Genomic DNA, 25768 nt, shown 5'->3' on the forward strand with positions numbered 1-25768 from the left:
AACCTGCTCCCTTACGATAAGGTCGTCAGTGCACTCATAATGGCGCTGAAATTGCTGTTAAGCGTGGTGCTGCCACTGACAAATTGCACCTTGTTATCGTGTTTCTTTAACTTGAACGGCGTATTACTGATACCCAAAGCCCCCACAGAGACACTCATCCCCGTAAAGCTGACAGACGAGCCGGTAAAACTGACCGAACTCCCGGTAAAACTTTCCGACTCACCCGTCATGCTGAAAGAGTGCCCCGTATAGCTTTCACTGTGCCCCTTGCCGGTCGTGGCCTTTTGATTAGGCGCATCCAGCGTGATTTTCGTGGCGCTTTTGATGGTTACGTCCGCCTCGGACGTAATATTAATGGCACCACCCACCGCCTTCGTCCACGTCCCCGTGACCTCCTCGTGCTCGTTGCCGGTTATCTTTTTTTTTGCCTCGCCGACGATATCAATGGTGCGACCGCCCTCACGGATGATAATCGTTTGGCCGCCGGCACGAATGGTCAGCGTCTGACCGCCGGCGGTGAGCGTGGTTTTTTGCCCGCTGCGGTATTCCTCGACCAGTTCCCCTTCTATGAGGACGGTCTGCTTACCGTGCAACGTGGTCGTGCTGTCCCCCGTCACCTCGCGGGTATCGCCCCCGGCCGCTATTTCAACCTGTCGCCCTTTGGCGATGCGCACGCGCTGACGGTCATCAAACGTGTGGTTGTCCTCACCCCTCACCCGCGTGGTCCGCGCCCCCTCGATAGTCACCGCCAGGTCGCGCTCGGCACTCATGTTCATGTCACGCTCGGCGTGCAGGTCAACTGTCTCGCGCCCCGACGCATCGTCGAACACCAAAAAACTGCCGTTCTCCGTGCCCCCGCCCGCCGTGCGGGTCATGAAGCCCATTTTGGTCGCGGCAGCCGGCAAGTCCCAGGGCGGCATGCTGCCTTCGTTATAGACACGCCCCGTTACGATGGGGCGGTCGGGGTCGCCGTTGATGAAATCGACAATGACCTCCTCCCCCACGCGCGGCACCTGAATGCTGCCATACCCCCACCCCGCCCAGGCACTGGAGACCCGCACCCAACAGGCTGCCTCGTCATGGTTATGGTCATTATGACGGTCCCAACGGAATTTGAGCTTGACGCGCCCGTACCTGTCGGTCCAGATGGCCTGTCCCTCCGGCCCCACCACCTCCGCCGTCTGCGGGCCACAGGTCCGGGGCCAGGCCGTCTGCCTTGCAGGGCGCCAGTTCAGCGCCGCCGGGTGAGCGGTAAAACAGGTCCGGTGCACCGGCGGTGTCACGTCCTGCGGGTCCTCGCTGTAATATCCCCCCTCACTGAAAAAGTAGGTCGCACGACTGACGAGGTAAGCACGGTTGTCTTCCTCACGAGCCGCACGCGTCAGGGTAAACACATGCCCCGGTGCAATCCCCAGCGACGCACTCTCCCCCGACATCTGCGCCTGCGTGCTGGCGAGCTCTTGCTGCCGGACACGGCCGTAAAACGCCCCGTCTTCCTGTGTGGTGTAGCGCCCGGGCCAGTCGAACACGGCAGCCTCTTGCCGACCGTCAGGGGCGGGATTTTGTCTTGCCTGCAGCAGGCTGGCACGAGGCCGGCGAAAATCATAGTCGTCAGTCAGATACAGCGACGCGGCCATCGTCTCGGACACCCGCCAGCGTGCAATGCCCTGCCCGGACGTGTCGTCCGCGCACGCATCCACGTAATGGAATGCGGCAAAGCCCCCAAGGGCCTCGTGCTGCTCAGGCGCATCGGCCAGCACCAGCGTGTGGCCGCCCTCATCGTGCATGAAGTAATAGTAGATACCTTCATGCTCCATTAGGCGATGGATAAAATCGAGGTCGCTCTCCTGATACTGCACGCAATATTCCCAGCGCCGGTACGCCCAGCTCAGGCGGTTGACGAACGCGATCCCGCGCGCCTGCAACACGGCGGTCACGATATCCGGCACGCTTTTCTCCTGCCATATCCGGCAATCCCGGTTTTTACTCAGGTACCACAGCGACGGGTTCACCGTGACGGTATAGCCGTCATGACGGTCGCGCCTGTCCCGGCCGTTCACCTCGACGCGGGTCACAATCCCCGACAGATAACGCGGCGGGGTCAGCGTGTCCTGGCGACACGTTATCGTCATGCTCTGCCCCAGCAGGGCTTTGGGGTCGACAGTCCGGTTATCGCTGAGCACGTCAACCGTCAACGTGTACAGCGAAGACAATGCTTCCTCACCACGTAACGATTGAAAAAGAAAGGATGCCTCGTCAAGCGAGGTGTGAACCGTAATCATTCTGTTCATAAGAAACCTTCCGTGATAGACAAGATGACACGCAGGCAGCGTGACGACAGCGGCCGGGCACACCCGTCACCTTACGGAGAAATCAAACACCAGGACGCCATTGTCTTCGCTGAGCAACGGCCCAACGAAGGCCTTGAATGCCTCATGCGCCTCATCATAGTGCCCGGGCGTCGTCACCAGCGGCTTGCCCACATAGTAATTGCGGTCACCTTCCGATTTGAACGTCACGATAAACCCCTGCTCAAATCCCCGGCTGGCCCCCTCGCCGCTGTTTTGCGGCCCCTCGACAATGGACAGTATGTACGGCGAGGTCTCCCCCGGGCGCGTGGTGCGCCTGAGCGATAAAAAGCGGGCAACCACCGCCGCTCGCTGTGCCTCGGTGACATCATCTTTGTATTTGAACAACACGATATGCTTCAGTAGTCCCGGACGGTAATCGCCGGCGGTAAACCGGGCGCTGCCCACCTTGTCATGCTGCTGCACCAGTCTGTCGAATACGCTCTTCTCCTCACCCTGTGCATGGCCGCTCATGGCGACCATGAGCATCCCCAACACCCCGATGTTTTTCATCACTGAACCGCGCATGCCTTACCTCACTCAACCGTTGGCCGACCTCAAAACGACGGCGGAAAGAAAAACGTCGCCCCACACATCAGGGCGACCAATAAGCCATCCAAAGGGAAGTCATCGACCTTCCACATCACAAAAAATCCGCCAGGGAACGTGGACCACCCGGCCCGCGCCCCCTGACGTGGGGCATCATGCCCCCATGGCGCCCGGAGCAGGCAAGAACCCGAAAATACACAGAACAAGACGAAATCGTCTCACCCCTCAGAACCAGACGGTCAATCCCGCCGCCGGACCGTATTGCGTCACATTCCAGTGCAGATCATCCGTCTGGTGGTCCTGGTGAATGACCCGGTACCCGACGCGCAGCAGGCTCTCCTGCCCCCAGAGCCCCAGGCGATACCCCAGATAGGTTTGTCCCTGGAGCCCCCAGTCGCGCCCCCAGGCCCCCACATCCCCTTCGGCGGTCAGCGTCCAGTGCGGATCCAGGTCGTACCCTACCCTGCCCCCCACAAACGGAATGGCCCAGTCGGTGCTTTTACCGAGGGTATGCCCCTCCCCCCACACCCGCGCGTTCAGCCGGGTCCAGTGCACCCCGGCCATCGGCGCGACCGTGAATTGCTGCGGCGCCCCGAAAACGGTGTTACCCCCCAGCACCTGTGCATACGCCTGATAGCTGCCTCCCAGGCTCACCTGCGTCGACCGCATTGACGCGTCGGCGCTTATCCCCGGCATCGCGAACGTCATGCGCTTTGACACGTCCAGGTACTGCGCGTCCAGGAACACGCTGTATGGGCCGTAGCTCGCGCTGACGCCACCCAGCGTGAAAAAATCCAGGTTGTGCATCGCCTTGTGGAACGGCAGGGTGAAGCGGCCGCTTTCCCCTTCCAGCGCCCCGTTCCCCTGCAGCGCAGGCATCCACAGGTAGGGCGTCACGGCAAACCGCCAGCCCGGCGCGTCATCCGCGTCGGCGGCGCGCGCCTCCACCGGGGCTGTCTGGCCGGTGGCAACGGTCGCCAGTGCGGGGGCACCATACCCCAGGGTCATGGCCAAACACCATGCCGCTTTCCATCCGTCAGGCCGGCTTCTCATGTGATAATTGTCCTTTTCCAGTGACACGTTATCCCCCTTCAATAGGGGGCCTTGACCGGCACAAAACGCGACGTGATGTCCCCGTTCATCTCCCCCTGATACGGGTTGAACGCCATGATCGGCGCGCCAGAAGAGAGATCGAATTTCATCAGGTCAACCCAGGCCACATCCGGGCGGGTCGTCAGCTCAAAGAAATACTGCCGATTGCGCAAATCAATCGCCGTGCGGTATTCGGTGTTGTACACCGCCAACCCTTCCTTGGGTTTATAAGGCGCCCCGAACGGCACCGAGACGTTGCGGGCAATGGCCAGCATGCCGGCTATCCCCTGCCGCTCATCCTGCGGCCGCGGCATCAGCGCCAGAAAATAGCTCGCCCGCGCCAGCCGATCCTCCGGTGAGACGTTGCCGGGCAACGGCACACTGCTGTTCGGGTGTTGCAAGTCCACCCCCTCTTTGGTCATGAGCCGAATGGTATTGTCCAGCACGACCATTTGCTGATCGTACGACGGGTCGTTCGTCACCACACGCACATCCCGGCTATGGTGCACGACCTTTTTACCGTCGATATACTCAATCAACGCCGAGTCGCCGCTCGCATCTTCCATCATCAGATGCACCGTACCAGGCGTGACATGCCCGTCCTTACCGGTCAGGCTGGCCATCACTATCTGGACCTTCTCCAGGGTATCGAGCGCCTCTTGCACGGTGGCGGCATTGTCCAGCACGTACTGCGCCCACAGGGCAATGTGCAAACCGGGCTTCGACGTATCGCGTGCGGGAAGCCGGGTTTCGTTGAGGTACAGCAGATGCGCCGCAAGCCCCTTCTCGTTCACCCCGTCAACGGCGCCGACCCCGTAAATGGTCGTGACCAGGCTGCCGTATTTCGCCGTCCAGCGGGCCGGGTTCTCTTTTACCACCGTCAGCGGCCCCAACAGTCCTCCCTGCCGCGCCGTTCCGCGGGGAAAGACCGTCAGCACCGGATCGGTCGATATCGGCCAGTCCATCGTACGTCCGACCAGCGGCCCCACCGCGTCGCCCGCCGTATTCTCATTCCAGAGAATACGGGTACACGCCTCCGCCAGAGACACCGTCAACAGCGATGCGGTCAGCACGGCGGCGCACAGCGGCGCCAGCCGGGATCGGTTACTTTTTTGCACCATCTTCCTTTCCCTCGTTTTTACAGTAGATTAAGCCGATTGCACCAACCGACCGTTCCGTCACTCTCTGAACAACCGCCGCGTCAACGTCACATCACGCTGCTGCGCGGACGCGTCGGTAAAACAGGCTGACAATCGGCTGTCGCACAGGGCGCCGTTACTCAGCGTAAACCGCTTCAATGCCCCAATCGGGGCCTGCGCCAAGCGCGACAACAGCGCATCCTGTGCAGGCGCCCCCAGGTACAGCGCCGTCAGACCAAAGGAAATGCCCTGGGCGTCGGCACAAAACCCCGCCGTCGCGTCACACACCACATGGGGAGTCTCGTCCGGAAAGAACAGCGCCGTTTCATTCGCGGCAGCCTCCGTGACGCCGAGCGCCACACAGAAAAGCAAACATCCTCGCCGCCAACCACTACGGAAAATCCATTGACACAGTGACATCGATACCCTCCTGTTCGTCGACAGGCCTTTCATCAAGGCACGCGCAGCATTATCCAATACAACCACAACCCCAATAACAGGGCGGTCGTTCCCGGCCATTCATGCACCACGGCACTCAAAATATGGAGCATGTCAATCAACCACAATGTTATCGTGTCCATCGCGACCTTTTTTGCTGCAAGCCATTAACCCGCGCCGTACCCAATAAGGCGCCCCAGGGAAATCATCAAAAATAACAATCCAGGTATCCGGTCAATTAAAAAGGCCACGCCACGGGATTGACATCATTCCCCAAACTTATTTCGCACCGAGATGAGCAAACAGACACAGAAGAAAAACCACATAACCGCTCACGACATAAAATATAAAATCCTTCTTCATGTCTCTTTGTCTCCGGATTTATTTTCAGCGGCGCAGTCATTACGGTTATGTTTTTTCTTACCGGCGTCATTGCAATACATTATCGTCACCGCAATAACCATTGCGTCAGCAACACCAGCAGACAAAACCAAAACAACAGACACGCGCCGCCCAATACCAGCCATACCGCACGGCGATGATTCAGGCACGCGTTTTTAATTACGGGAAGGTATCTCCACAACGTTCTCATTCTGCATTCCCCTGTTTTCTTATGAACACACGGTCATCACTTCGCTATAGCGCAGGGTGATGAAAACGACATCTGGGTTTATCGTATATAGGTGTCTTCACCGCGCAGACCTTTTTTTTGGCATAATAATGCCCGCACCTCACACCAGTGGCGTTCATTCTCGCGTGCTGACAATTCCACTCCCCTCTGCCAATATGACGCCGCATCGTCAAACAGTCCGTCACGCTCAAACTGCGCCGCCTGTTGCATAACGGCACGCAAGTGCGCCTGATGCGCCAATGAGCCAGACATCTCCAGAGGCCTTTCATCCGATAGTGCACTCATACTTCGCCCTCCCGATTTATTTCATCATCAAGACCAACAGCCCCAGCAGGACGGGCAACAACAACCATAACGTGATGCGTCGCCAGCACCGTTCATGACGTGCACGACCGGCATTTAACAGCCCGGAGCGTCGCTTTCGGGTCTATTTTCCAGACTCAGACATGATTTTTCCTCCAACGTACCCTCCAGGTACACCGCGCGGTCAGGTACAGTCAGGTAAACCACCGTAGCAAGCCCGAGACACCGGATATCCGCAATTTTTGCAGTGCTCTGCTGCGCTGCGCATACAGCGTTTTGGGGCTGCGGAACCGCTGTCGGGACTGCTGATAAATCGACGCCCCCTGCAACGTCCGGCACAAGGCCTCTCGCTCCGGCCTCGACAACGTTCGCGCCGGCATGATGGGCAACAGCTCGTCCCGTCCCTCCTGCAACAACGTCCCCTGCCCCAGCAACACTCGGCACAAATGCTCCGTCGTGCTGCTCGCCCTGATAAGTCGTACCGGCAGGGTCAGGCCACAACTGACCAGAACCCGCCGGATACCGTTATTCACCTCAAAGGGGGAGATCACGACCAGCCGGTGACAACCAGTCTGCGCCAGCAACGCGCTGTCCAGCTGCAACAGTTGCGCCACGCCCCAGAGCGGCTCTCGCGGCAAACACAGCACCAGGCAGGGCGCAGCTGTCACTCCGCCTCCGACGAGGACGCGCGCCTTGCGCATCGCCTTCAGTGCCAGCGCCACTTCCTCAAATACCTCCACCGCCCCGGGCACCAGGGAAAACAATGAGGCATGTCGCATCACCAACTCCAGCACCCCCAGGCGGCTGTAGGTACACGGCGCCACCACGGTGAGCTGGGGAGGTACCGGCGAATAACTTGTCGTCATGGTGTCTCCTCGCCATCTCCGGCCGTCACAAGCCCGATGATTCATCCCCTCATCCGCTGTCTTATCCATTTTCGCCTCGCGACCAACGCCGATGAGTCTTACTGCACCGAAAACCCGTACCATTGCAGGGCTATCAGCAACAGGACAACCCAGCCCCCACCCTGAACCCCTGCCAATACGGTCAACCCCCAAAGCGACATCACACTTTTTCGGCCGGCATTGAACAACGCAATCAGCACCACAGCCCCGGAGATGACCACCCACAGGCTGCGGGTGAAGTCAGAGACCAACAGGCCCGCCGCACTGCACCACCACCCGGCTCCACCTAACCCCAGGCCAATGCGTACCGTACCGCCCACCGCCATATCACCGCGCACAAAACGCCACAGACAAGGCGGACGCCTGACAGGGCAAGGCTCAATAACCTCTTTCGATGGCAATGAAAGCATCCCCCCCAACAGCAACGCGCTGAGACTCAGCCACAGCACCCACATCCATACCCATGCCCCCATCGTCGCGTCTTCCATTTCACCTCTCCTGTTGACTCACATGCCGTGCAACCAGGGCACCAATCAGGGATTGGGCCGGCGCAGGAACCACTGGCGTACTTGATGCTGTGCACGTTCCCGCTCAAGCGTACTTCCCCGCTTGCGTGCAGACGTGCGAGCGGAGGGAGGGCGCGCGCTTTCGGCCGCCGTCTCACCTGACACAATGCTCAGCACGCGCAGACAATATCCCCGCCGCTGTATGAGCGAGAGGCATTCGCAGGTGACACTCGGTGCGCCATTGACGAGATAACGCATCACTTCCAATGCCCGACGAGTGTCAATTTGAAAGGCCTGACAAATCACCTCTCTCGATAATATTTGTTGCGTCAACAGTCCAAAGTGCGCCACCGCCAAATACAGTGGCATCGGGGGGTAATTGACGAGGCAGTCGGGTAACGTGTATTCCTCATGGTTAGACTGACGAGGTGCAATACGTTTCTTTTCTCCAGCAGTGAATTGGGCACCCATGTTTTCTTTATTGGCATTTTCCCGTGACATATCCAGACCCTTTCATTAAATGATTTAATCTCTCAAAAGCCAGACTCAATTTTCAGAAAAAGAAAAACGCATCACAGAGCAATAAAAGCAGCGAAAACACCAAAACAAATTTTGACAAAGGGAAAGCCACACAAAAAATCAACCAATTTTAATCAGGTTCAAAACTCAAAACTGCACTTCCCTGAAATGCCCCGGGCTTAGGTATATTGCCATACGTATTGAGTGTCGACGCCACTTCGATAGGAATATTGAACGGCCCCTGAAGTGCAATACCACCCGATGCGTCCTTACCATTAACAGTAACAATAGCATGCATATTATCCCCGACTTTAACGGAAGTACCCGTCGTTGAGGTTTGATTACTGCCAGACGTGGAGACCAATTTAAGCGTACCGGAGCTCACATCGGAATTACACGTCAGTTGAGTCGTCGATTTTTTCTCACTCCTATTCGCTGCCTTAGGACTTAAACTTGAGTAATCAAGCATCATTGAGGCGTTAGAGAACGCACATCGCTTTTCTCACCGTTAATGTAAACATCATAACCATTTGCAGAGGCGTTTTTACAAGTAAGTGTAAACGGCTGTTTTTTTTTGGGGCGACACCTGTACTTTTAATATCACAAAAATAAATCTAAAGCACTACCCCCTTAAACATGAACATTACCAGTGACATAAAAATCAATTAACGGACAGTAGCAATACCGCGCTCCCATTAATATCACCAACAACCGAATTTCCATCACCTCTAATCTCAGATGATACATTTATTATAACCTGGGTGTTATCAGTCACCGACAACGGAATACTCCCCCCGGTCACACCCTTGCCATCATCAAGCATTAGCAAACTATCCCAATACCCTCCAAGCCCTACACCAACCCCCTGTCCCAAAGGATATGTGTGGTTAGGTGGATTGTTTGCCCTAATGGATAAATTTAAACTAGCACTCTTAGAACAAGTTAAACTGACACTTTGTTCCTTTCGGTTTCCTGACGCGAATGAGCGCGGCAAATCCCCATGATTAAACTCGATGGAGGACGGACTAACTTCACAAGAAGTTATAATATTGAGATTATAAGGAACAGAAATTGTAGAGGTTGAGTATTGCAAGGCCAATGCATCATTGAAAGGATGGATGTCACTCCCCGTATAATGATATTCAGCCATAGATAGCTTCACCCCAACAACTCCATTATACCCCCCAACATCAATATCAGATGGTATCTCCAACCGCAAATTAACAAGAGGTACTGAATTAGTCATATTATAAGTATTACCTACTCTACCACACGCCCCCGTCATGGATTGCGTAATAACAGAACCAACTTTCTTCACAACATGAAATTCACTACTCAGAGAATCATCTACACTATAATCACCGGAAGTTACAAAAACCTTCGCTTCAACTGCCCCCACCATAACTGTCTTTGGGACAAGAATATAGTAATCCTGTCTATGATAATCAACCCTTTCTTGAGATTGAGTACTACAGCTAGCATATTTTAGTGTGGATAAACCATAAGCAAATCCCCCGATTGTTGTAGAAACCCCTCCACCTCCCAGCCCTTGATAATTTAAACCTCCTTGCGTACGATTATTAGCTGACCAAAAGTATTGATAATATACGGCATGAGCGCTTCCTATGTAGGTCACAACGAACATTAACAATATATGAAAAAATAATCTTTTTTTCATTTCATTCCTCCTTAACCAGAAAGCAAAATTAAAGTTTGTACCCTGCGTTACCAGAATGCGCCAGCCCATTCAGCACATCCTGCCCGATATCCGCGCACAACTTGTCCGTCCGATAACGATACAACGCATCCACCGCGTCTTGCGTCCGGGACTGCACACTCCCACGCACACCCGCATACATCGCCGCACCCGACATCAATCGGTCAAACTCCACTTTCCGCTCTGCATAACGCTTGTTATCCACCTTGCGGAGCGCCTGCAACTCGCCATTGCAGTGGCGCATGCGCGCTTCGGCATCGCCCTCTCCATTGGCCGGGGCTATTTCAGCCACCGGCACCGGGAGGGGGTCAGCGATTTCAACAGGCTTCTGTTCACTCGCCATCGGCGTAACCAGCGACGCCGGCACCTCACTCGCCGTTTGGCTGCACCCGGCCAGCCAGGGTGCCAGTATCAGTGCGGCCATCTTCCATACGTTGTTATTCATAACGCCGTGTCCTGTTTTCCCTCATGGAAGGGCTAGTCATTGTTCATCTCGTACTGCAGTCGTGGTCCTACTGGTAACTCATTACCAGATTCGCCGCCGCAGTAAATGTTCCCGCCTGCAATGAGCCCGCAGACGGTGTCACCAGGCGCGCTTTCAACGTCACCTGTCCGACCGGCTCATTCACATCCGTATTGACACCCACCACGGGGATCCACATGTCCAGATCCACCGGCGTCGTACCGTCAGTGCCGGCGGTCAAGGCAATGCCCAGATTGCTCTGGGATGTCCCCAGGACATTGGCACCCACCGCCGTCAGCTTGCCATTGCTGGTCGGGTGCACATACATCTTCAACGCTTTCCCCGTCGGGGCCGGGTTGTCACAACTCACTTTCAGATTGATGGGTTGCTCGGCCGCCGCACTCCCCACCGCATCCAACCCCACATCCCCAAAACTGATATCCACCACGCTGCGGTCATCCTCACCCGTCACCGTACACACCGGCTCCAGAATGGTCCCCTTTATCGTGATAGGCACATCCGCCAGGGTTTGGCCGCACCACAACAACGCTGCCAGCAAAAATATCGCTCGTCTCATCACGGTTTCCTCTTCTTCTCATCAGGTGCCGCAATCACATCCGCCACCCGCAGCTTGTAGACCATCGTCGCGCCCGGCGGTACCTTCGGGGGATACCCCTTGTCGCCGTAGGCCAGCTCGGGCGGCACCACCAGGGTCAGTGAACCGTGGTTCTTCAGCACTCCCAGTGCGCCTGCAAATGCCGGCGGCAGGGACGACACCGTTTCCGTCAGTCTGCTGCCCGCACCCTCCATGTCACTCACCACCGTGCCGTCCGTCAGCGTCTCCGTCACCACCAGGTCGACAGTGGATGCCTCGCTCAGCGGCGCACCTTCTCCCGCATAATCCACCCGATACCAATAGCCTTCAGGCGCCTTCACGACCCCTTTCTGTTTCGCAAAACGCCCCACCCAGGCCGCATCCGCCTTCTTCTGCGTGGACACGGTCGAGACCAGCGCTTTCTCCGCTGCCTGGCGCGCGTCCTCTTGCGCCGTTGCCAGTGCCCCTTCCTCCATCTTGGGCTTACCGGCCAGCGCATCCGTCAGCCCGGCCAGCAGCAAGGCATCATCCAGTTTCAGGCCCATTTGCTGATTGGCGTCCCGAGCTGCCTGTACATCGCGCCCAAACAGCACGCCTGTGGCATAGGCCTGACGGGCCGCCGACGTATCCAGCTTCACCGGGGCAGGCAGTTGCTTCGCCAGGTCACCCAGCCGTTTATCCTTCTCGGCAAGCTCAGTCGTCAGCGCCCTCACCCGGTCAGCCTCCGTCGTCAAAGCAACCTGTTGTTTCTCCTGCATTGCGGCCAACAAGGCGTCTTTTTCCGCCAGTTTCGCCGTCAACGTCTTCACCTGCACACGCTCCTCATCACCTGAAGCCCGCTGCTTGTCGCGCAAGGCCGCCAACTGCTTGTCTTTCTCGGCCAGTTGCGTGGTCAGCACCTTTACACGGGCAGTCAGTTGTCTGTGTCGGAGTTCTTCGGCGACCTGGCGCGACTTGGCTGCGGGCGAGGCAAGCACGTCCGTTTGCCTTTCACTTTTCGTCTCATTGCCGGCGTCGTACTGCTGGGCATAGCGCAACAGTGCCGGTACGTTCTCCGACGCATGTGCCGCCCCCGAAAGAAACAGTGTCGCCATCAGCAACAACCCAACCAACACGGCCCCCATTATCATCGAGAACACCATCACAATGACTCTCATTCCCTCTCTCCGTGACTCACTGATAGGTCACCTCAAAGGTGGTTGTCGCCGTGAACGCCCCTTCCGCCAGTGTCGACAGGTCCGCCGGCCGGGCGTAAGCTCCAAACCGGAACCGGTTCTCACCCGCCGCGCCAGTTTGCGTAATGGTGCCGGCATTGACCGGACTACCTACCGAGATGGCCTGCCCCGACGCACTTTCCAGTCCGATAAGGATGCCGGTACTCCCATCCGTTTTCAGCAGCGTCACCCCACCAACCGCCTCGGTCTGCGTCCCGCTGAAGGTCATCGTCACCAGCTTGTCCTGCGTGGCACCGGTGCAATTCTTCAGCACGATGTCAAACGGCACGGTTTCCGTGCGCGGATACCGATGAAAGAACGACACCGCCCGTGACAGCATGTCCACTTCCAGCGGGTCATCCCCCTGAGCGAACGTACACTGCTTGTCTATCAGGGTTCCCGAAAAATTCAGGTCGACCGCCGACACCGGGCCGGCCCCCACAATGGCACCGAGCAGCGCCAGTACCAACCAACATCCCTGCTTATTCATAATTCATCTCCACACGCAGTACCTGCGTACCCGGTTGAACCGTCACGGGCAGCATGCTATTCCCGTGCGCCAGGCGATAACGGTGGGATTGTCTCGCCTGCAATGGCAGGCCTGGAGTGACGTCAATGGACACCGGCAATCGCGCCCCACCCCCGTTAACGCCATCGCCGCACCCTTCCAGCAGCACAACCACCGACTGGGGCTGCGTTTTCACCACGCCGTCCTGCAGCTTGCCCGCCATCACTCTGCCCGAGGCGCACGGTGACGACAGCATGGCCCCCTCGACCCACAACACACCTTCTCGCGACAGCATCTCCCCCGGCGGCGTGGGCGCATGCGGCAGCGCGTGATCCGGCACGCGCGGCGTATTCACTTCGGCACAGGCACCGCCCGCCAACACCAGGCACAACAGCGTACTCATTCGGTATTTTCTGCCCATATCGGCCCCTCCTCGTCACTGACATCTGGTTACGCCTTCTTCGCGCTGCAACGCCCACCTGTACAGGTGAACTTCAGAACAGGACGGCCGCCGTAATCGTTGATGTAAGTCAGGTAAGGCGTGGCGTAACGCGCGCTTTTCACCTGCGCGCTGCTTTTCGGCGCCACCATCACCACCTCAAACGCCCCGCTTTCAGATTGCTTCGGCGTATTTCCAAGCCCGATGACGGTGATGTAGTACGGTGTGGGGTTTTCGATACGGTAACCACTCCCTTCTTCGTGCAGCACCAACTGGTCCTGCCACACCGTACCCGGTGCCGCGACAATGGCCTTCGGCCGATAAAACAGCTTGATTTTGGTCTGTAGCGCAATCTGCAGCACATTGGGCTTGTCACTGCGCGGCGGGATTTCCCGCAGATTGAAGTAAAACAGCGTCTCCCTGTCCTGCGGCAGCTGCGCCGCCGCCGGCGTAGCCGACACGCGCAGCATGCTCTTCGCGCCTGGCTCCAGCCGCTGTACCGGCGGCGTCACCACCAACGCCCCCTGCGTCACCTTCTGCTGCTTTGCATCTTCCAGCCAAGCCTGTGCCAGATAAGGCAATTGCTTGTTATCGTTGCTGATGTTCAGGCTGATGGATTTACCGTCCCCGTTAAAGACTGCGCGGGTCCGGTCCAGGGCCACAGCGGCCTGCGTCGCCGGCGTGACCGCCGCCAATATTCCCACCAACGTCCACGTCACTTTTTTCATTTTCATCATGCTCTTGCCCTGTCTTCTTGTCCGGGGCGGCGGCAACCGCCCCACCTCATTACGGTTTTACCGCCGTGCACGGCAGCAGCAGTTGCTGTTGACTGTTCAGTTTCGCCGGCACCTGCACCTGGCAACGACTGCGTCCATCCCATGCCACATCGAGCGCCGCGTCAGGCGTCACACCACTGAGCCAGGCCAGTCCACTGTCTGCCACAAGCCCCAACTCCCTTCCCTTGGCATCACGGACGCTGGCACCAAACGGCGGGTATGTGCCGTCCGCCAACCGCAGCACCGCAAACAGGCGCTCACCCTTCAGTACTTCGAAACGACGATAACCAATGGCCCCTTCCGTCAACGCAGTCTCAACCACCCCTTGCGTTGCTTCGACATCGTCCGCCATCTTGTTGACATCCACCCGGGCGGTCGTACGGTAGTAGCTGTTTACGTTGGTCAGCACACCGACTCCCCAGGCGTTGGTCACCACACGCCCGCCATCAATCGGCACGCCGCTGACACCATCGGTATCGACCATCAGACGCGTACTGCCGTTATAACCACCGGCGTGCAATGCCGCACCCTGTCCGGTCAACGTCAGACCGCCGTTGGCACTCATGCCGAACGAGGAATAACTGCGTTCGGCCACGGCCACATTGGCATTGACCACCGCGAGTGAACCGTTATGGGTATACATGCCGTTAAATTCACTGCGTGACGATTGGCCACTATCCTGTGCCAGACCGGCATTCAGGTTGTAACTGTCAAGCTGATTGACACGGCCGTAGTACCCCACGCGCTGACCAAACCGGTCATCACTGTACGTACTGCTGTAGCTGGCCGTCCCGGTGCCGAACGGCACCGACAACATCAGATTGAAGACATTGTCCTCGCGCCCCAGGTACTGATTGCGGTTCGCCGTCAACGTCAGCGACACGTTGCGCGCCCCCAGGGAAGGCAAGTCAAACCAGGTCCCCAGGTTCACGCCGTACTGACTGGTGTTTCCCTGGTCCCAATAGGTCTGGTACTGGTAGTTGAGCCCCAAAGACAATGGCAACGACAGTTCGTCAAAGCGTTTGTTGAGGCTGATTTGGTACCGTTCTTTTTGCTGGCCACTGTCATTGTCGCGATAACGCACATCCAGATACTGCTGCATGCTCAGGTAATCACGTTCTGAGAAGCGGTAACCGGCGAACGTCACGTCGGTGTTGGCCTCGTCAAAACGCTTGGAATAACTGACACGCCAGGATTTTCCTTGGCGATTATCCTTGTCGGGAAACGTCGCGAAAGACTGCGTGACATCAAATGCCAACGTACCGAATGCAAACAGGTCGCGCCCCACCCCCAGCGCCAGCGCCTGATAATCATCCGACAGCGTACTGCCGCCATACAGCGACCAACTGTTGGATACCCCCCACGACGCCTCGCCATTGGCGAATAACGGCCCCTCGATATGGTGCCCCCAGGTACTGGGGCGGCCGGAAACCAACTGGTAACGCACCTGACCAGGGCGCGTCAGATACGGCACAGAGGCCGTTGAGACACTGAACGTTTGCACATCACCGTTCTGCTCGGTCACTTTTACATCCAACTGCCCGCGAACGGCGCTGTCCAGGTTCTGAATACGGAACGGGCCAGCCGGCACCGTGCTGTCGTACACCACGCGGCCCTGCTGCGTGACGGTCACCCGGGCATTGGTCTTGGCCACGCCAATGATTTCCGGGGCATACCCACGCAGTTTCGGTGGCAGCATGTTGTCGTCACTGGCCAGACTGGCCCCGGTATAGCGCCAGGAATCGAAGATGTTGGAGCTCACGTAGTCTTCACCCAGCGTCAGTTTCGCTTGCAAAGACGGCAAAGGCCGATACAAATACACCCGTGTAAAATCGAAGGAATGTTGCGACGAACCGCTCTGCCCCGTGGTATTGGCATAACTGCCCTGATAATCCGCCCGCAAACGCCAGGCACCGGCGTTGCCACCCACCGTGCCACTGATAGCCGCGTTTTGTTGCTGGCCGCTGCCATGCGTTTTTGTTACGTTGCCGTTGGCGTTGTAATCCAGCAATATGCCCGGAATACCGTTATCCCAGCGTGACGGCGGCAACCAGGACGCATCCGAATACTCCAACCATGCCTGCGGCATGTTGATATTGAGGATGTTGCTGCCGATATCGGCTTTTAACTCAGTGCCTTTCAGTGCCGTGAAATCCGCGCACCCACCCTGATGCCACGTTCCCACCTTTTTCAGGGCCTCTTCCGTCAACCCCAACTTGTCGAGCCAGGTTGGCGATAAACAGGCTTCCGGCATCGCTTCGGATTTATCCGCCGACGACGTTTGCCTTGGACGCACATAAAACGGCACGGCAATATCATTACCCAGACTGTCGCCATTCAATTTCACCTGCATCTGATACGTCCCGGGAAGGATATACCCTTCACGGGAAAACCGGGAAAAATCGATATTCTTCTTGTCATCCGTATCCAGTACGTCCGTATTAAATTCCACGGCAGACGCACGCCCAGAAAAGAGAATAACAAGACCGATTAAAATCGTTATTTTATTTAAACGTAATTCACGCTGATTCATAATCCGCCACCAGAATGCATTTCATAACCCGGCATTAACCGCCCTGCCACAGTTTCATCTCGCGCAATTACTCAATATTGATTACATACCGACATAAGAAGAAAATAATCATGACTGCATCACCGACATCGATATATCGGTATATTTCCCACGTCATTCATAATCCACATTGAAACGCAGTGCAGCGTAATAATCCCCCGCACGAGGTGGATTACCATCAGGTACCCACTCCAGCGTGAAATTCAGCATTTGTTGATTGTGGCTGCGGTCAAAAATGGCCAGTGAGTATTCTCCCGGATAGAGCACCTCATTACGCTCATCCCTCAACACCAGCGCCATACCGCGACTGGAGCCCGCCGGTTGAAACCAGGCCACGTTTTCCCCTCGCAGGCCGTCAAAGCGGATACGTACGGCCGGGTCAATATCCTTGCGTTTGTCAACCGAGCCTGACGGCGCACAATTGTCCAGACGGATATGAAAGGCTTTGACCTGAGCCCCCTTTACCTGCCCCAGAGAGCGTATCGGCTGCTCACCCAGGGAGACCGTCTGATAACGATCAGGCAAGGCGATGGAGCAGCCCGTTGCCAGGACCTCGCCGCTCATCGTGGCCTTGCCACGAAACGGATCTAAACTTGAATAGGTTTCTGCCAATGCCGGCAGAGAGAAAAACAGCGACATCCACACATACAGCCATCTTTTCATCTTCCCTTCCCCCTCGTCCCGAATCCCCCCCCCCGGCAGGACTGCCGGGGGGGGCGCGCAGCGATTACTGGTAGAAAATCTGGAAGTTGGTGATGGCCGCAAAATCACCGGCAGTCACATCGGTACCAGCAACAGCACGCTGCGCCGTCGCGGTATAGGTCAGCGTGTTATTGCCAGTGTCTTTCAGACCCGTCAACGGCTTGGCAGTACCAAAGGTGATACCTGACAGACCGATACCCAGACCTGTCGCACCGCCCTGGGTTTCCAGTAAAGTGGTACTGCCTGACAGCGTCGTACCGGTAAAGGTGATCTGTGCCGTTTTGCCAGTCAAATCACAGTCCTGGAGCTGAATATCGAACTTCTGCGCGGCTACATGACCAGCATTCAGTTGGGACATGGACAGCTGACCAAATGGCACCTTGATATCGGTCCCATCCTGGCCTGGTGCCAGATTGCACGGCGCATCCACCACTTCACCGCTGAAGGTGACCTTACCGGAGTTACCTGCTGCTGACGCCCCCAGAGAATTCAGACCCAATACCGCAACCACAGCCAATTTTGAGATAGAAGTTTTCATAACATTGATTTCCTGCGTGAGTAAAAAACACCATTTTTTATTTACAAACTACTTCTTCACCTGAATGACCGCCGTACTCAACACCCCCCACGGGATAAAGAAAGCGGCTGCCAATCAAATCCTATTTATTTCCAATCCCCGACAACAAAAAACACAGACAGTACATTCGTGAAACACAGCCCCGCTGTAATATGGTCAGAGTTCAATTATCGGCAATATCAGAAATCGCGAGCAGATAACTGCCTTAATTGCACATCGCGTCACTCTCATCAAAAAACATGCAACAGCGTCAGATGTAATTTCAAACAGGCCGACAAACTCTGGCCGCGCCATTCAAAGAATAATAAAAGCACACTAAAACATTCACCAAAAAAGGGGGAGGATAGTCAAACCGTGTACCAACACTCAGGCAGACACAAACCGCAATCCTCTGTCATGAACGCTTTCAGGCACATTAAGCAAGCCCCGTAAACCACCTGCAAAAATGAGCAACCTTTGCACAACGAACTTTACATTTAGGGCCATTTTGACAACTATGGTGGAAATGGCTGCCTTGAAGAGATTTTCAGGAGGGGTTGTCCAAAATAAATTATTTTATCGGCATTAAATAACGTGTTGGCGAAGCGGCGATCCACGCGTCGCTTTACCGCAGCCTGACAGAAGAAGTGGGAAGCGCTGTGAGGAGTGCAGAGAATGGCGCCACAAGACCGCATTGAAAAAAAATTTTACTTTAAATTACAACAACATGGTAAATTTATTGAACTTTTTTCTAGAAGTGTTGTGGTTTTTTTTAACGGTTTACATATACTACTTTACAGTTTGGCCCTAATTGTCTACTTTTTCGCTTGTTTTTTGGGCGATACCATACGCCTTCGAACCGTTCCGCATTGCTCGCTGTGTACCGCACGGTGTGTCGAATATTCTTGTGTCCCAGGTAATCTTGTATTAATCGCGTATCAATACCCCGGTCAGCCAGCGCAAATCCACAGGCGTGACGCAGCATGTGTGGATGTGGTTCTACGGAAATATCGGCTGCCTTGCCTAACTGACTGATGATTTGGTACACCCGCTGGCGCGTCAGCGGTCTCCCCTGGCGCGACAGGAACAACCAGTCGCTGTCGGCCCCTCTCCACCCTGCCCGCACCGCAAGCCACGCCCTGATGGCCCGCAACTCGTCTTTCAGTAACGGGTGATTGGTGGAAAAACCGCTCTTTATCCGCCGAATATACAGACAGCGCCCCCGTAAATCCAAATCCGATATCCGCAGGCTACACGCTTCGCTGACGCGAAAACCGTGGATATAACTCATGTAAATCAGACAATAATCACGTTCGGCATTGCCCGCTGCCAAGGCCTGTTGCAACAGACGCTCCACTTCGGACTGCGTCAAATACTTCCGCTGGCTCATGCCACCTCGTTATAAAAACAAATATGAACCCCCAGAAAATGGCGGCATTTTCCACTATAAAAAAAGGAAACGCGAAAGAATAAGTCTGAAACACAGGATCATCTGTTGCTAAACGTGCTTTCGCATCGAAAAAACGCTAAGAAAGCCTTTGTCACAGCGTGCTTGAGCGCCCGGGGCGATAGCAGCGCAGCCTTTTCCCGTCTGCCAATATGCTTGTGAGGTATCAACCCCGAGCCAACATGAAAAAACCGGCCGAAGCCGGTTGGGGTGAGCACTTGTCATTATGAGAGGGCAGCCTGACGTTGCCCAAAGGAATGCCCTGGTGTGGCACAATGCCTTGTTCACCACCACTCTAAGCGGCCCCTCGCCCCACGTCCAATGGATTACGCAGATCAATAAGGGCGACATTGATCGGCGCGGCCGATCGTCGCCTCCTTTGTTGCGTCTGTTACGCCTCGCATGTCGGCAACCAGTCCACGTCACAGTCATCATTCAGCCGCAGGTTGGTTTGTATTCCCTGTTTGGTACGGCGTTTCAGCAGCGTATGCTCATACTCTTTCAGCGTCTGCGGCACCGCCAGCCCGAACGCCGTCAGGTTCATCACGTGCTGATAACCCCTAGCGGCCATAAACGACAGGTAGGCGTGGTAGAGGTAGCGGCGTGGATTCGGCGGGGTGATGTTGGCATTGCCTATCATCATGCCTTCCGGGGTGCCGAGCACCGTCAGGTAACCGCAGAAATCTACCAGCGGGTCGGCCTGGCGTTTGATGGTCAGCGCCTCGTCCGAGCTTTGCTGCGCCTGAAGCAGGGTGCGGGCCTCGTTCGGGTTGGCGAACCGCTGCATCAGGTGACGCACGATGACGGCCAGCTCATTCGTGATTTTGCCCAACAGCTGCGGGTCGCGCTCGGCCAGCGGTATCGCGTCCGGGAAGGTGAGTATCACCCGCCGCCGCGATACCCCGCCGCTGCGGTCGCTGAACTGCATCGGGTTGTTGTTCACCGCCAGTATCACCGCCGGGATGTAGGCGGCGTAGGCGTCGCGGTATTTCGGGTCGATGGCGACCGCATCGCCGCCGGTGATGGCCTTGATACCCGCCCCGTCACCGCTCCACTTCTCCTGGTCGGGCAGGATAATCAGCGAGTAGCCGACCACGCTCGCCCGTTCGCGCGCCGACTCCAGGTTGTCGATGGTGGCGGAGGTGGTGTTGTCCGCCCCGGCGAGCAACCGGGCGATGGCCGCCATCACGCTCTTGCCGCTGCCGCCCGGGCCGGTCACTTCAAGGAACAACTGCCAGTCGTAGCGGTTGGCCAGCACCATAAAGAGGGCCGCGAGAATACGCTCCTGTTTGTCGTAATTGCCCCCGGCGGCCCGCGCCAGCCACTGCCAGAAGTGCGGCGCATGGTCGGCCAGGTTCTCCCCGGCACGCGGCGGCGTGTAGTCCACGCTGTTGACGGTGCGCAGCCAGTGTTCTTGCCTATGGGCGCTGAACTGCCCGCTGACGGTATCGAATACCCCGTTACGAAAACCAATCAACCGGCGGGCCGGGTCGCCCATCTGCGGCACCATCAGCTTGAGGGTGTCCAAAATACTGTTGATACCGGCGGCGGAGAACGGCGCACGCACCTTCTGGAACAGCGCGGCAATTTCCCGGCTCAGCTGTCGGTGTGGCAGCACCTGCCAGGCGCCGCGCGTATAGCGGCACAGCTCTTCCCCTACCGGCGGCACCGCCAGGGTATTGCCGTAGTGCTCGGCCAGCAACTCAGCTTTCTCGCTGGCGCTCATGGCTTTGAGGTCTGCATCGCTCAGCGTATCGAACGGGCTCGGCTGCGGCGGCTGGCTGAACGTCTGGAGCTGCGCGCGCGTGGACTCAGCGCCCTGCTGACAGTAAACGTCGTTCCAGTCACCTTCAGTAGGCGGCAGCGCCGGAGTGCCGCCGGTGAGTGCTGCCGCCTCGGTAGTACGGGTCTGCCCGGTGCCGCTGCGGTCATTATCGGCCGCCAGCAGCAGCCGCGCATCCGGGTAGTGGCTGCGTAGCTGCTCCGCCACCGCCGTCAGGTTGTTGGCGCTGAGCGCGACACACACCGTCTCACCGGTCAACTGGTGCACGGTAAGGCCGGTGGCGTAGCCCTCGGTGAGCCAGATAACCGCGTTGTCCGGGCCGCAGAGGGTGTGGCAGGCGGCTTTCACCTGCCCGCCTGCCAGCATCCGCTTGTCCCCGCTGGCGTTAATCAGCTGCACGTTGACCACCTCGCCCCCGGCGTTATGCAGCGGCAACAAGAGGTCGCCGGGCTGGAAGGTGATACCGCCGACGCGCAGCGGCTGGCCGTGCAAGGTCAGAGTATCCACCTCCGGCCAACCCTTGGCGCTCAGGTAGGCGTTGCCCGTCTGAGGCCGGGCAGCGGCCACCAGAGCCTGTGCCTGTCGCGCGGCCTTGTGCTGGGCCTCGGCTTTGTCTTTCGTTGAATGACCAGTCTCAGCGGCCGGTGGCAGGGTGTTGGCATTATTCCCCATCACGGCGGCCACCTGTTCGGCGGCGGCCCTGGCAGACAGTGACAGGGCCTTTTCCACCAGGTTGAGGCCGTCACCGGCCCCGCACTGATTGCAGAACCAGGTGCCGCGTCCATCCTGGTTGTCGAAGCGGAAGCGGTCTTTGCCGCCGCAGGTTGGACACGGCTGCGGCTTGCCGTTCGGCTGCAAGGCGATGCCGAGAGCCGGGAGTATCACCGGCCAGTGGCCGGTGGCGGTGCGTACGGTCTGGGAAACGAACTGGGCGCTCATGCTCTTCTCCTCAGTGTACGGTGGCATTCTGCGCTGCCGACAGGCGCTCACAGCACAGCTCGTCCATCATCTTTTGCCCGAGCGCGGTCAGGCGCGGCGCAGTCACCAGAACGTCCGGCTGCACCATATCGCTCAGCATGGTGCACGCCATATCCATGCCGTCTTCTGCGCCGTACTGACGCACAAAGTGCCCTTCCAGACGCAGGGCAATCGTCATCTGCAGCTCGTCCAGCGTGTACCCGAGGCTCACCCGGTAAAAGGCGCAGGTGTCCAGATAGGCCTGCGCCACGGCGCGGCGGAAAACGGCGGTACGGACTTCAATCGGTAAACAGGATGCAGTGTTCATGCGGCGGTGGCCTCCATGCGGGCAAGGATTTGGGTTTCACAGGTGTTGACGACGTGGCCGAGCTGGTCGGTCAGCAAGGCAATGACCGAGGCAAACGACGCCTGTTGCGTGGCATCGGGGCGCTGCCCGCCGAGGTCGAGGGTGTCCAGCAAGTCGAGGAACAGCACGCCGGTGGCGTGCGCATGCTGAAGACGCAGAAAATCGGCGTGCGGGATAGGGTAATGGGTGTCGCGGTAGTAACGGTCGGCCAGGGTGTTCATGCTACCGCCTTAACCGGCAGACGACCGGCAAAGGACAACACGTAATCACGGGAAAGCCTACGGCGGGCGTTGCGTTCGCTATCCGCCACGGTGCGCACGATACGCGGTGAAGCGGTCAGCGCAGAACGGCGCACGGCCGCAAACAAATAGCAGAATGTCGGGTGAGTCGGGATGAGGGTCGTAGCCATGGTGGCAGCCTCCATTGAGTCATGGTTATTGCTACCACCGAAGTTCTCACGCAAGGGTGGTAGCCCAGACGGGGGTGAGAAACCGGCCTCAATGAATACCGGCCAGCCCGAAGGCTGCCCCGCCTGAGCCACCATTGATTGACTGCTGCGATAGCATAACATCCACCGCGCAAAAAATGAGCAAGCAAAGGCTGCGACATAAAAAAACACGCCAGGCGCGTGTTGTGTCGCCATTGAGTAACACGGGTTCTCACGCCCGGCTGCCGATTGTGCGGCAGCGGGAGGACTATAGCGCAAGGCCGGACAGTGGGGCAAGCCGTAAGACGCCCCCGGACGTTCAATTGATCGCATAGTGATCAACAGTCGGTCAGTTGGTCGTTGCGGGTATCGGCAGCCGCGCAGGTCAGCGGCACCGGCCCGGCACGAAACAGGCGCGGTTCAGCCTGGCGACTCGCCAGACGGATAACGCCGTGTTTTTCGCTGCGGTGCTCCGGCAAGACGACGCCAGGCTCTTTACGCTGCAACAGGATGGCTTCCGCGATAAACAGTGCGTCGTTGTCGCTCAGGGTAAAGTGCTGGCGACCAAAGGCTAACTGCATCATGCGGCGGCCTCCTGGTGACGGTTGGCGATACGTTCGTCCATCCACTGCTCGACCTCGGAGGCCAGCCAGGCGACGTTTTTACCGCCGAGGGAAACTTGTACCGGAAACTGCTTGCGGCTCATCATCTCGTACACGGTGGAGCGGGATAGACCGGTGGTGTAGAGCATTTCCGGCAGGCGAATAAAGCGCTCGCGCGGGGTGTAACCGCCAGGAAGCACCGGCGACGGGGTGGATGGGGCGGGGATGGAGACGGTCAACATAAAACGCTACCTCTTGGTGTCCAGCCAACGCTGGCCGGGACTGTGTGAACTTCGGTAGCGCCCTATTATGTGAAGTTTTACCGGGGTGGCAACAAGGCGTTGTTGTGTGGTGGGACAGATAATTGTCTGATTTTCAATCACATGGCAAACAATGACAAACCTTCTGGTAAGAAATAGCGATGAATCGATGCGTAATTAATAGGGAAAAACCGCCAAACAGCGCTAGCCAGGGAAAAGGACTCGCGAGAGTCGGTGAACAGGCGTGAACACCGGGTGAACGGATACAGTCACCACTCTTCACCTCACTACCACATGATTTATCTATCTTTTTTTATTTTGGTGAACAGTATGAAGAGTTAGGAATAAAACTAAAAGTGCCCTAATGCGATTATCGTCAACACTCGGTACATCTCCCCACTTCAGAAACGGCCCTCGGCCACCGGTTTGCGGTGACGCATGACAACGCTAGGCGCAATACCCTCTCGCCCCGTCATCAAAAAAGGGCTTCTTTTTCTGGCTAGCCGGTGTCAAATTGTGCGTGCATGCATAGGGTGCATGATTTTGCATGCGGGAAGATGCAACCTTTATTCCCCAACGCGCCAGTACTGGCGCGGCCTGCGGCCTCTCATGCAGGTGCATGAAAAGCGACACAGAAAGCGCGCAGGCGTGGCGGGGGTAGCATTGCGCGCCAGGGGGTTTTAACGATTTATTGGCGGTGAGCCCGCTGGGCCAGGCCCGCGATAAAATCGGCGTACCACTGCAACATGCCACGGCGCTTCTCAAGGTACTGCGCATGGTTGTAGGTACCGCGAATGGCGTTCTTGTCCACGTGGGCGAGTTGCATCTCTATCCAGGCGGTATTGAAGTCCTGCTCATGCAAAATGGTGGACATCATGTGTCTGAAGCCGTGGCCGGTGAGACGACCATGATAGCCAATACGTTTGAGGAGCTGGTTGATACACGCATCGCTCATCGGCTTATTCACGTCAGCCCGCCCTGGGAAAACGAAGCGATAATGGCCGGTATAGGCTTTTAGCTCGTTCAGAATTGCCAGCGCCTGCGTCGACAACGGCACGAGATGCGCCCGCCGCATCTTCATCCGCGCCAGCGGGATCTCCCAAAGCGCGTTATCCAGATCAATCTCCTGCCACTGCGCCATGCGCAGCTCGACGCCCCTGACTCCGGTTAACATCAGTAGCTTCGTCGCCAACTTCCCTAACAAGCTGCCAGAGTACCCTTCAAGGGCCGTCAAGAAATCGGGGAGTTCATCGACAGTCAAGAAAGGATAATGGGTGGTATTGGGTCCAGGTAACACACTGGAAAGATCGGCGGCCGGATTGTATTCAGCACGCCCCGTCGCGATGGCATAGCGAAAAACTTCACCGCAGCGCTGCCTGACCTTGCGCATTTTATCCAGCGCGCCACGCGCTTCAATCTTGCGCAGCACAGTAAGCAGTTCAAGTGGCTTTATCGTCGATATAGAACGTTGCCCCAGAGAGGGAAAAATATCGAGGCAGAAGGCACGCATGACCTCAGCAGCATAACCCGCCGACCATGTAGCCAATTTTGACCGGTGCCATTCTTTCGCGATCGCTTCGAAGGTGTTCGCATCCCCGTATAACTGCGCCAGCTTTTTCTCTTTACGCAGTGCGCTGGGGTTCTGTCCCTCGGCAACCTGCTTTCTGGCCTCATCACGTTTTGACCGGGCGTCGGCCAACGAAATGGCAGGGTAAACACCAAGTGAAATCATCTTGGGCTTACCGGCAAAGCGATAACGAAAGCGCCAGCTTTTACTGCCGTTGGGCTCAACCAAAAGGGATAAGCCCAATCCATCGCTCAACGTGTAAGGTTTAGGGGTGGGTTTAGCATTCCGGATTTGTAAGTTATTAAGTCGCATGTGTATAGGAATTCAAGATCGAACTAAAGTACACGTAATTCTACACACACCTGATACCGGATTCCACCGGATGG

27 protein-coding genes and 1 pseudogene are annotated in these 25768 nt (G+C 57.1%); all 28 read right to left on the reverse strand.

Features of this window, described 5'->3' with window-relative positions; all coding sequences use genetic code 11:
- Nucleotides 1-11 precede the first annotated feature (11 nt).
- A complete protein-coding gene (locus ACJ8QF_RS19125; protein WP_265259939.1) occupies nt 12-2291 on the reverse strand; it encodes a type VI secretion system Vgr family protein in 2280 nt (759 codons plus the stop codon).
- Between the two features lie 66 nt (nt 2292-2357).
- Complete coding sequence (locus tag ACJ8QF_RS19130) at nt 2358-2861, reverse strand: Dabb family protein (protein WP_265259940.1); 504 nt, start codon at nt 2859-2861, stop codon at nt 2358-2360.
- 261 nt (nt 2862-3122) lie between these two features.
- A complete protein-coding gene (locus tag ACJ8QF_RS19135; protein ID WP_243810865.1) occupies nt 3123-3977 on the reverse strand; it encodes a hypothetical protein in 855 nt (284 codons plus the stop codon).
- Between the two features lie 11 nt (nt 3978-3988).
- Nucleotides 3989-5110 carry a linear amide C-N hydrolase gene (locus tag ACJ8QF_RS19140; RefSeq protein WP_265259942.1) on the reverse strand — a complete coding sequence of 374 codons (1122 nt, stop codon included), beginning with the start codon at nt 5108-5110 and terminating at the stop codon, nt 3989-3991.
- A 57-nt stretch (nt 5111-5167) separates the two neighbouring features.
- Nucleotides 5168-5548 (reverse strand): YcgJ family protein, encoded by a 381-nt coding sequence (locus tag ACJ8QF_RS19145; protein WP_243810863.1) that lies wholly within the window; start codon nt 5546-5548, stop codon nt 5168-5170.
- A gap of 688 nt (nt 5549-6236) precedes the next feature.
- A complete protein-coding gene (locus ACJ8QF_RS19150; RefSeq protein WP_442537762.1) occupies nt 6237-6482 on the reverse strand; it encodes an ANR family transcriptional regulator in 246 nt (81 codons plus the stop codon).
- A 212-nt stretch (nt 6483-6694) separates the two neighbouring features.
- Nucleotides 6695-7366: a helix-turn-helix transcriptional regulator gene (locus ACJ8QF_RS19155; RefSeq protein WP_243810862.1), complete on the reverse strand. Its 672-nt coding sequence runs from the start codon at nt 7364-7366 to the stop codon at nt 6695-6697.
- A gap of 98 nt (nt 7367-7464) precedes the next feature.
- Nucleotides 7465-7893, reverse strand: coding sequence for a hypothetical protein (locus tag ACJ8QF_RS19160; RefSeq protein WP_243810861.1), 429 nt, complete (start codon nt 7891-7893; stop codon nt 7465-7467).
- Between the two features lie 45 nt (nt 7894-7938).
- A complete protein-coding gene (locus ACJ8QF_RS19165) occupies nt 7939-8412 on the reverse strand; it encodes a CaiF/GrlA family transcriptional regulator (protein ID WP_243810860.1) in 474 nt (157 codons plus the stop codon).
- Nucleotides 8413-8560: 148 nt separating this feature from the next.
- Nucleotides 8561-8911, reverse strand: a pseudogene (locus tag ACJ8QF_RS19170) (MrpH family fimbial adhesin); the annotation flags it as partial.
- Nucleotides 8912-9091: 180 nt separating this feature from the next.
- A complete protein-coding gene (locus ACJ8QF_RS19175) occupies nt 9092-10177 on the reverse strand; it encodes an MrpH family fimbial adhesin (protein WP_243810859.1) in 1086 nt (361 codons plus the stop codon).
- Nucleotides 10137-10592: a hypothetical protein gene (locus tag ACJ8QF_RS19180; protein ID WP_243810858.1), complete on the reverse strand. Its 456-nt coding sequence runs from the start codon at nt 10590-10592 to the stop codon at nt 10137-10139. Before ACJ8QF_RS19180 ends, ACJ8QF_RS19175 begins: the two co-directional genes overlap by 41 nt.
- A 67-nt stretch (nt 10593-10659) precedes the next feature.
- Nucleotides 10660-11187, reverse strand: a complete 528-nt coding sequence (locus tag ACJ8QF_RS19185; RefSeq protein WP_243810857.1) for a fimbrial protein — start codon at nt 11185-11187, stop codon at nt 10660-10662.
- The gene (locus tag ACJ8QF_RS19190; RefSeq protein WP_243810856.1) at nt 11187-12362 is read right to left on the reverse strand and encodes an FKBP-type peptidyl-prolyl cis-trans isomerase; all 1176 of its coding nucleotides are present in this window, start codon (nt 12360-12362) and stop codon (nt 11187-11189) included. The genes ACJ8QF_RS19185 and ACJ8QF_RS19190 overlap by 1 nt, the downstream gene beginning before the upstream one ends.
- A gap of 16 nt (nt 12363-12378) precedes the next feature.
- Nucleotides 12379-12909: a fimbrial protein gene (locus ACJ8QF_RS19195; RefSeq protein WP_243810854.1), complete on the reverse strand. Its 531-nt coding sequence runs from the start codon at nt 12907-12909 to the stop codon at nt 12379-12381.
- The gene (locus ACJ8QF_RS19200; RefSeq protein WP_265259943.1) at nt 12902-13330 is read right to left on the reverse strand and encodes a hypothetical protein; all 429 of its coding nucleotides are present in this window, start codon (nt 13328-13330) and stop codon (nt 12902-12904) included. Before ACJ8QF_RS19200 ends, ACJ8QF_RS19195 begins: the two co-directional genes overlap by 8 nt.
- Before the next feature lie 47 nt (nt 13331-13377).
- Nucleotides 13378-14103, reverse strand: coding sequence for a fimbria/pilus periplasmic chaperone (locus ACJ8QF_RS19205; RefSeq protein WP_103686989.1), 726 nt, complete (start codon nt 14101-14103; stop codon nt 13378-13380).
- A 49-nt stretch (nt 14104-14152) separates the two neighbouring features.
- Complete coding sequence (locus ACJ8QF_RS19210; RefSeq protein ID WP_243810851.1) at nt 14153-16675, reverse strand: fimbria/pilus outer membrane usher protein; 2523 nt, start codon at nt 16673-16675, stop codon at nt 14153-14155.
- 153 nt (nt 16676-16828) lie between these two features.
- On the reverse strand, nt 16829-17377 hold the full coding sequence (locus ACJ8QF_RS19215) for a fimbrial protein (RefSeq protein WP_243810849.1): 549 nt from the start codon (nt 17375-17377) through the stop codon (nt 16829-16831).
- Between the two features lie 64 nt (nt 17378-17441).
- Nucleotides 17442-17954, reverse strand: a complete 513-nt coding sequence (locus ACJ8QF_RS19220; RefSeq protein ID WP_243810847.1) for a fimbrial protein — start codon at nt 17952-17954, stop codon at nt 17442-17444.
- A gap of 790 nt (nt 17955-18744) precedes the next feature.
- On the reverse strand, nt 18745-19362 hold the full coding sequence (locus ACJ8QF_RS19225; protein WP_243810846.1) for a tyrosine-type DNA invertase: 618 nt from the start codon (nt 19360-19362) through the stop codon (nt 18745-18747).
- Nucleotides 19363-19810: 448 nt separating this feature from the next.
- The gene (locus tag ACJ8QF_RS19230; protein WP_243810845.1) at nt 19811-22141 is read right to left on the reverse strand and encodes a primase-helicase zinc-binding domain-containing protein; all 2331 of its coding nucleotides are present in this window, start codon (nt 22139-22141) and stop codon (nt 19811-19813) included.
- Between the two features lie 10 nt (nt 22142-22151).
- The gene (locus tag ACJ8QF_RS19235) at nt 22152-22487 is read right to left on the reverse strand and encodes a DUF5375 family protein (protein ID WP_243810844.1); all 336 of its coding nucleotides are present in this window, start codon (nt 22485-22487) and stop codon (nt 22152-22154) included.
- The gene (locus ACJ8QF_RS19240) at nt 22484-22747 is read right to left on the reverse strand and encodes a hypothetical protein (protein ID WP_015376194.1); all 264 of its coding nucleotides are present in this window, start codon (nt 22745-22747) and stop codon (nt 22484-22486) included. Before ACJ8QF_RS19240 ends, ACJ8QF_RS19235 begins: the two co-directional genes overlap by 4 nt.
- Nucleotides 22744-23286, reverse strand: coding sequence for a host cell division inhibitor Icd-like protein (locus tag ACJ8QF_RS19245; protein WP_243810842.1), 543 nt, complete (start codon nt 23284-23286; stop codon nt 22744-22746). The genes ACJ8QF_RS19240 and ACJ8QF_RS19245 overlap by 4 nt, the downstream gene beginning before the upstream one ends.
- Nucleotides 23287-23291: 5 nt before the next feature.
- The gene (locus ACJ8QF_RS19250; RefSeq protein ID WP_243810841.1) at nt 23292-23537 is read right to left on the reverse strand and encodes a hypothetical protein; all 246 of its coding nucleotides are present in this window, start codon (nt 23535-23537) and stop codon (nt 23292-23294) included.
- Entirely contained in the window at nt 23534-23797 is a 264-nt protein-coding gene (locus ACJ8QF_RS19255; protein ID WP_243810840.1) for a helix-turn-helix transcriptional regulator, read from the reverse strand. The genes ACJ8QF_RS19250 and ACJ8QF_RS19255 overlap by 4 nt, the downstream gene beginning before the upstream one ends.
- Before the next feature lie 706 nt (nt 23798-24503).
- Complete coding sequence (locus ACJ8QF_RS19260; protein WP_243810839.1) at nt 24504-25694, reverse strand: tyrosine-type recombinase/integrase; 1191 nt, start codon at nt 25692-25694, stop codon at nt 24504-24506.
- Between the last annotated feature and the right edge of the window lie 74 nt (nt 25695-25768).

The sequence above is a fragment of the Serratia sp. CY81684 genome (assembly GCF_052166595.1).
Taxonomy (GTDB): domain Bacteria; phylum Pseudomonadota; class Gammaproteobacteria; order Enterobacterales; family Enterobacteriaceae; genus Serratia; species Serratia nematodiphila.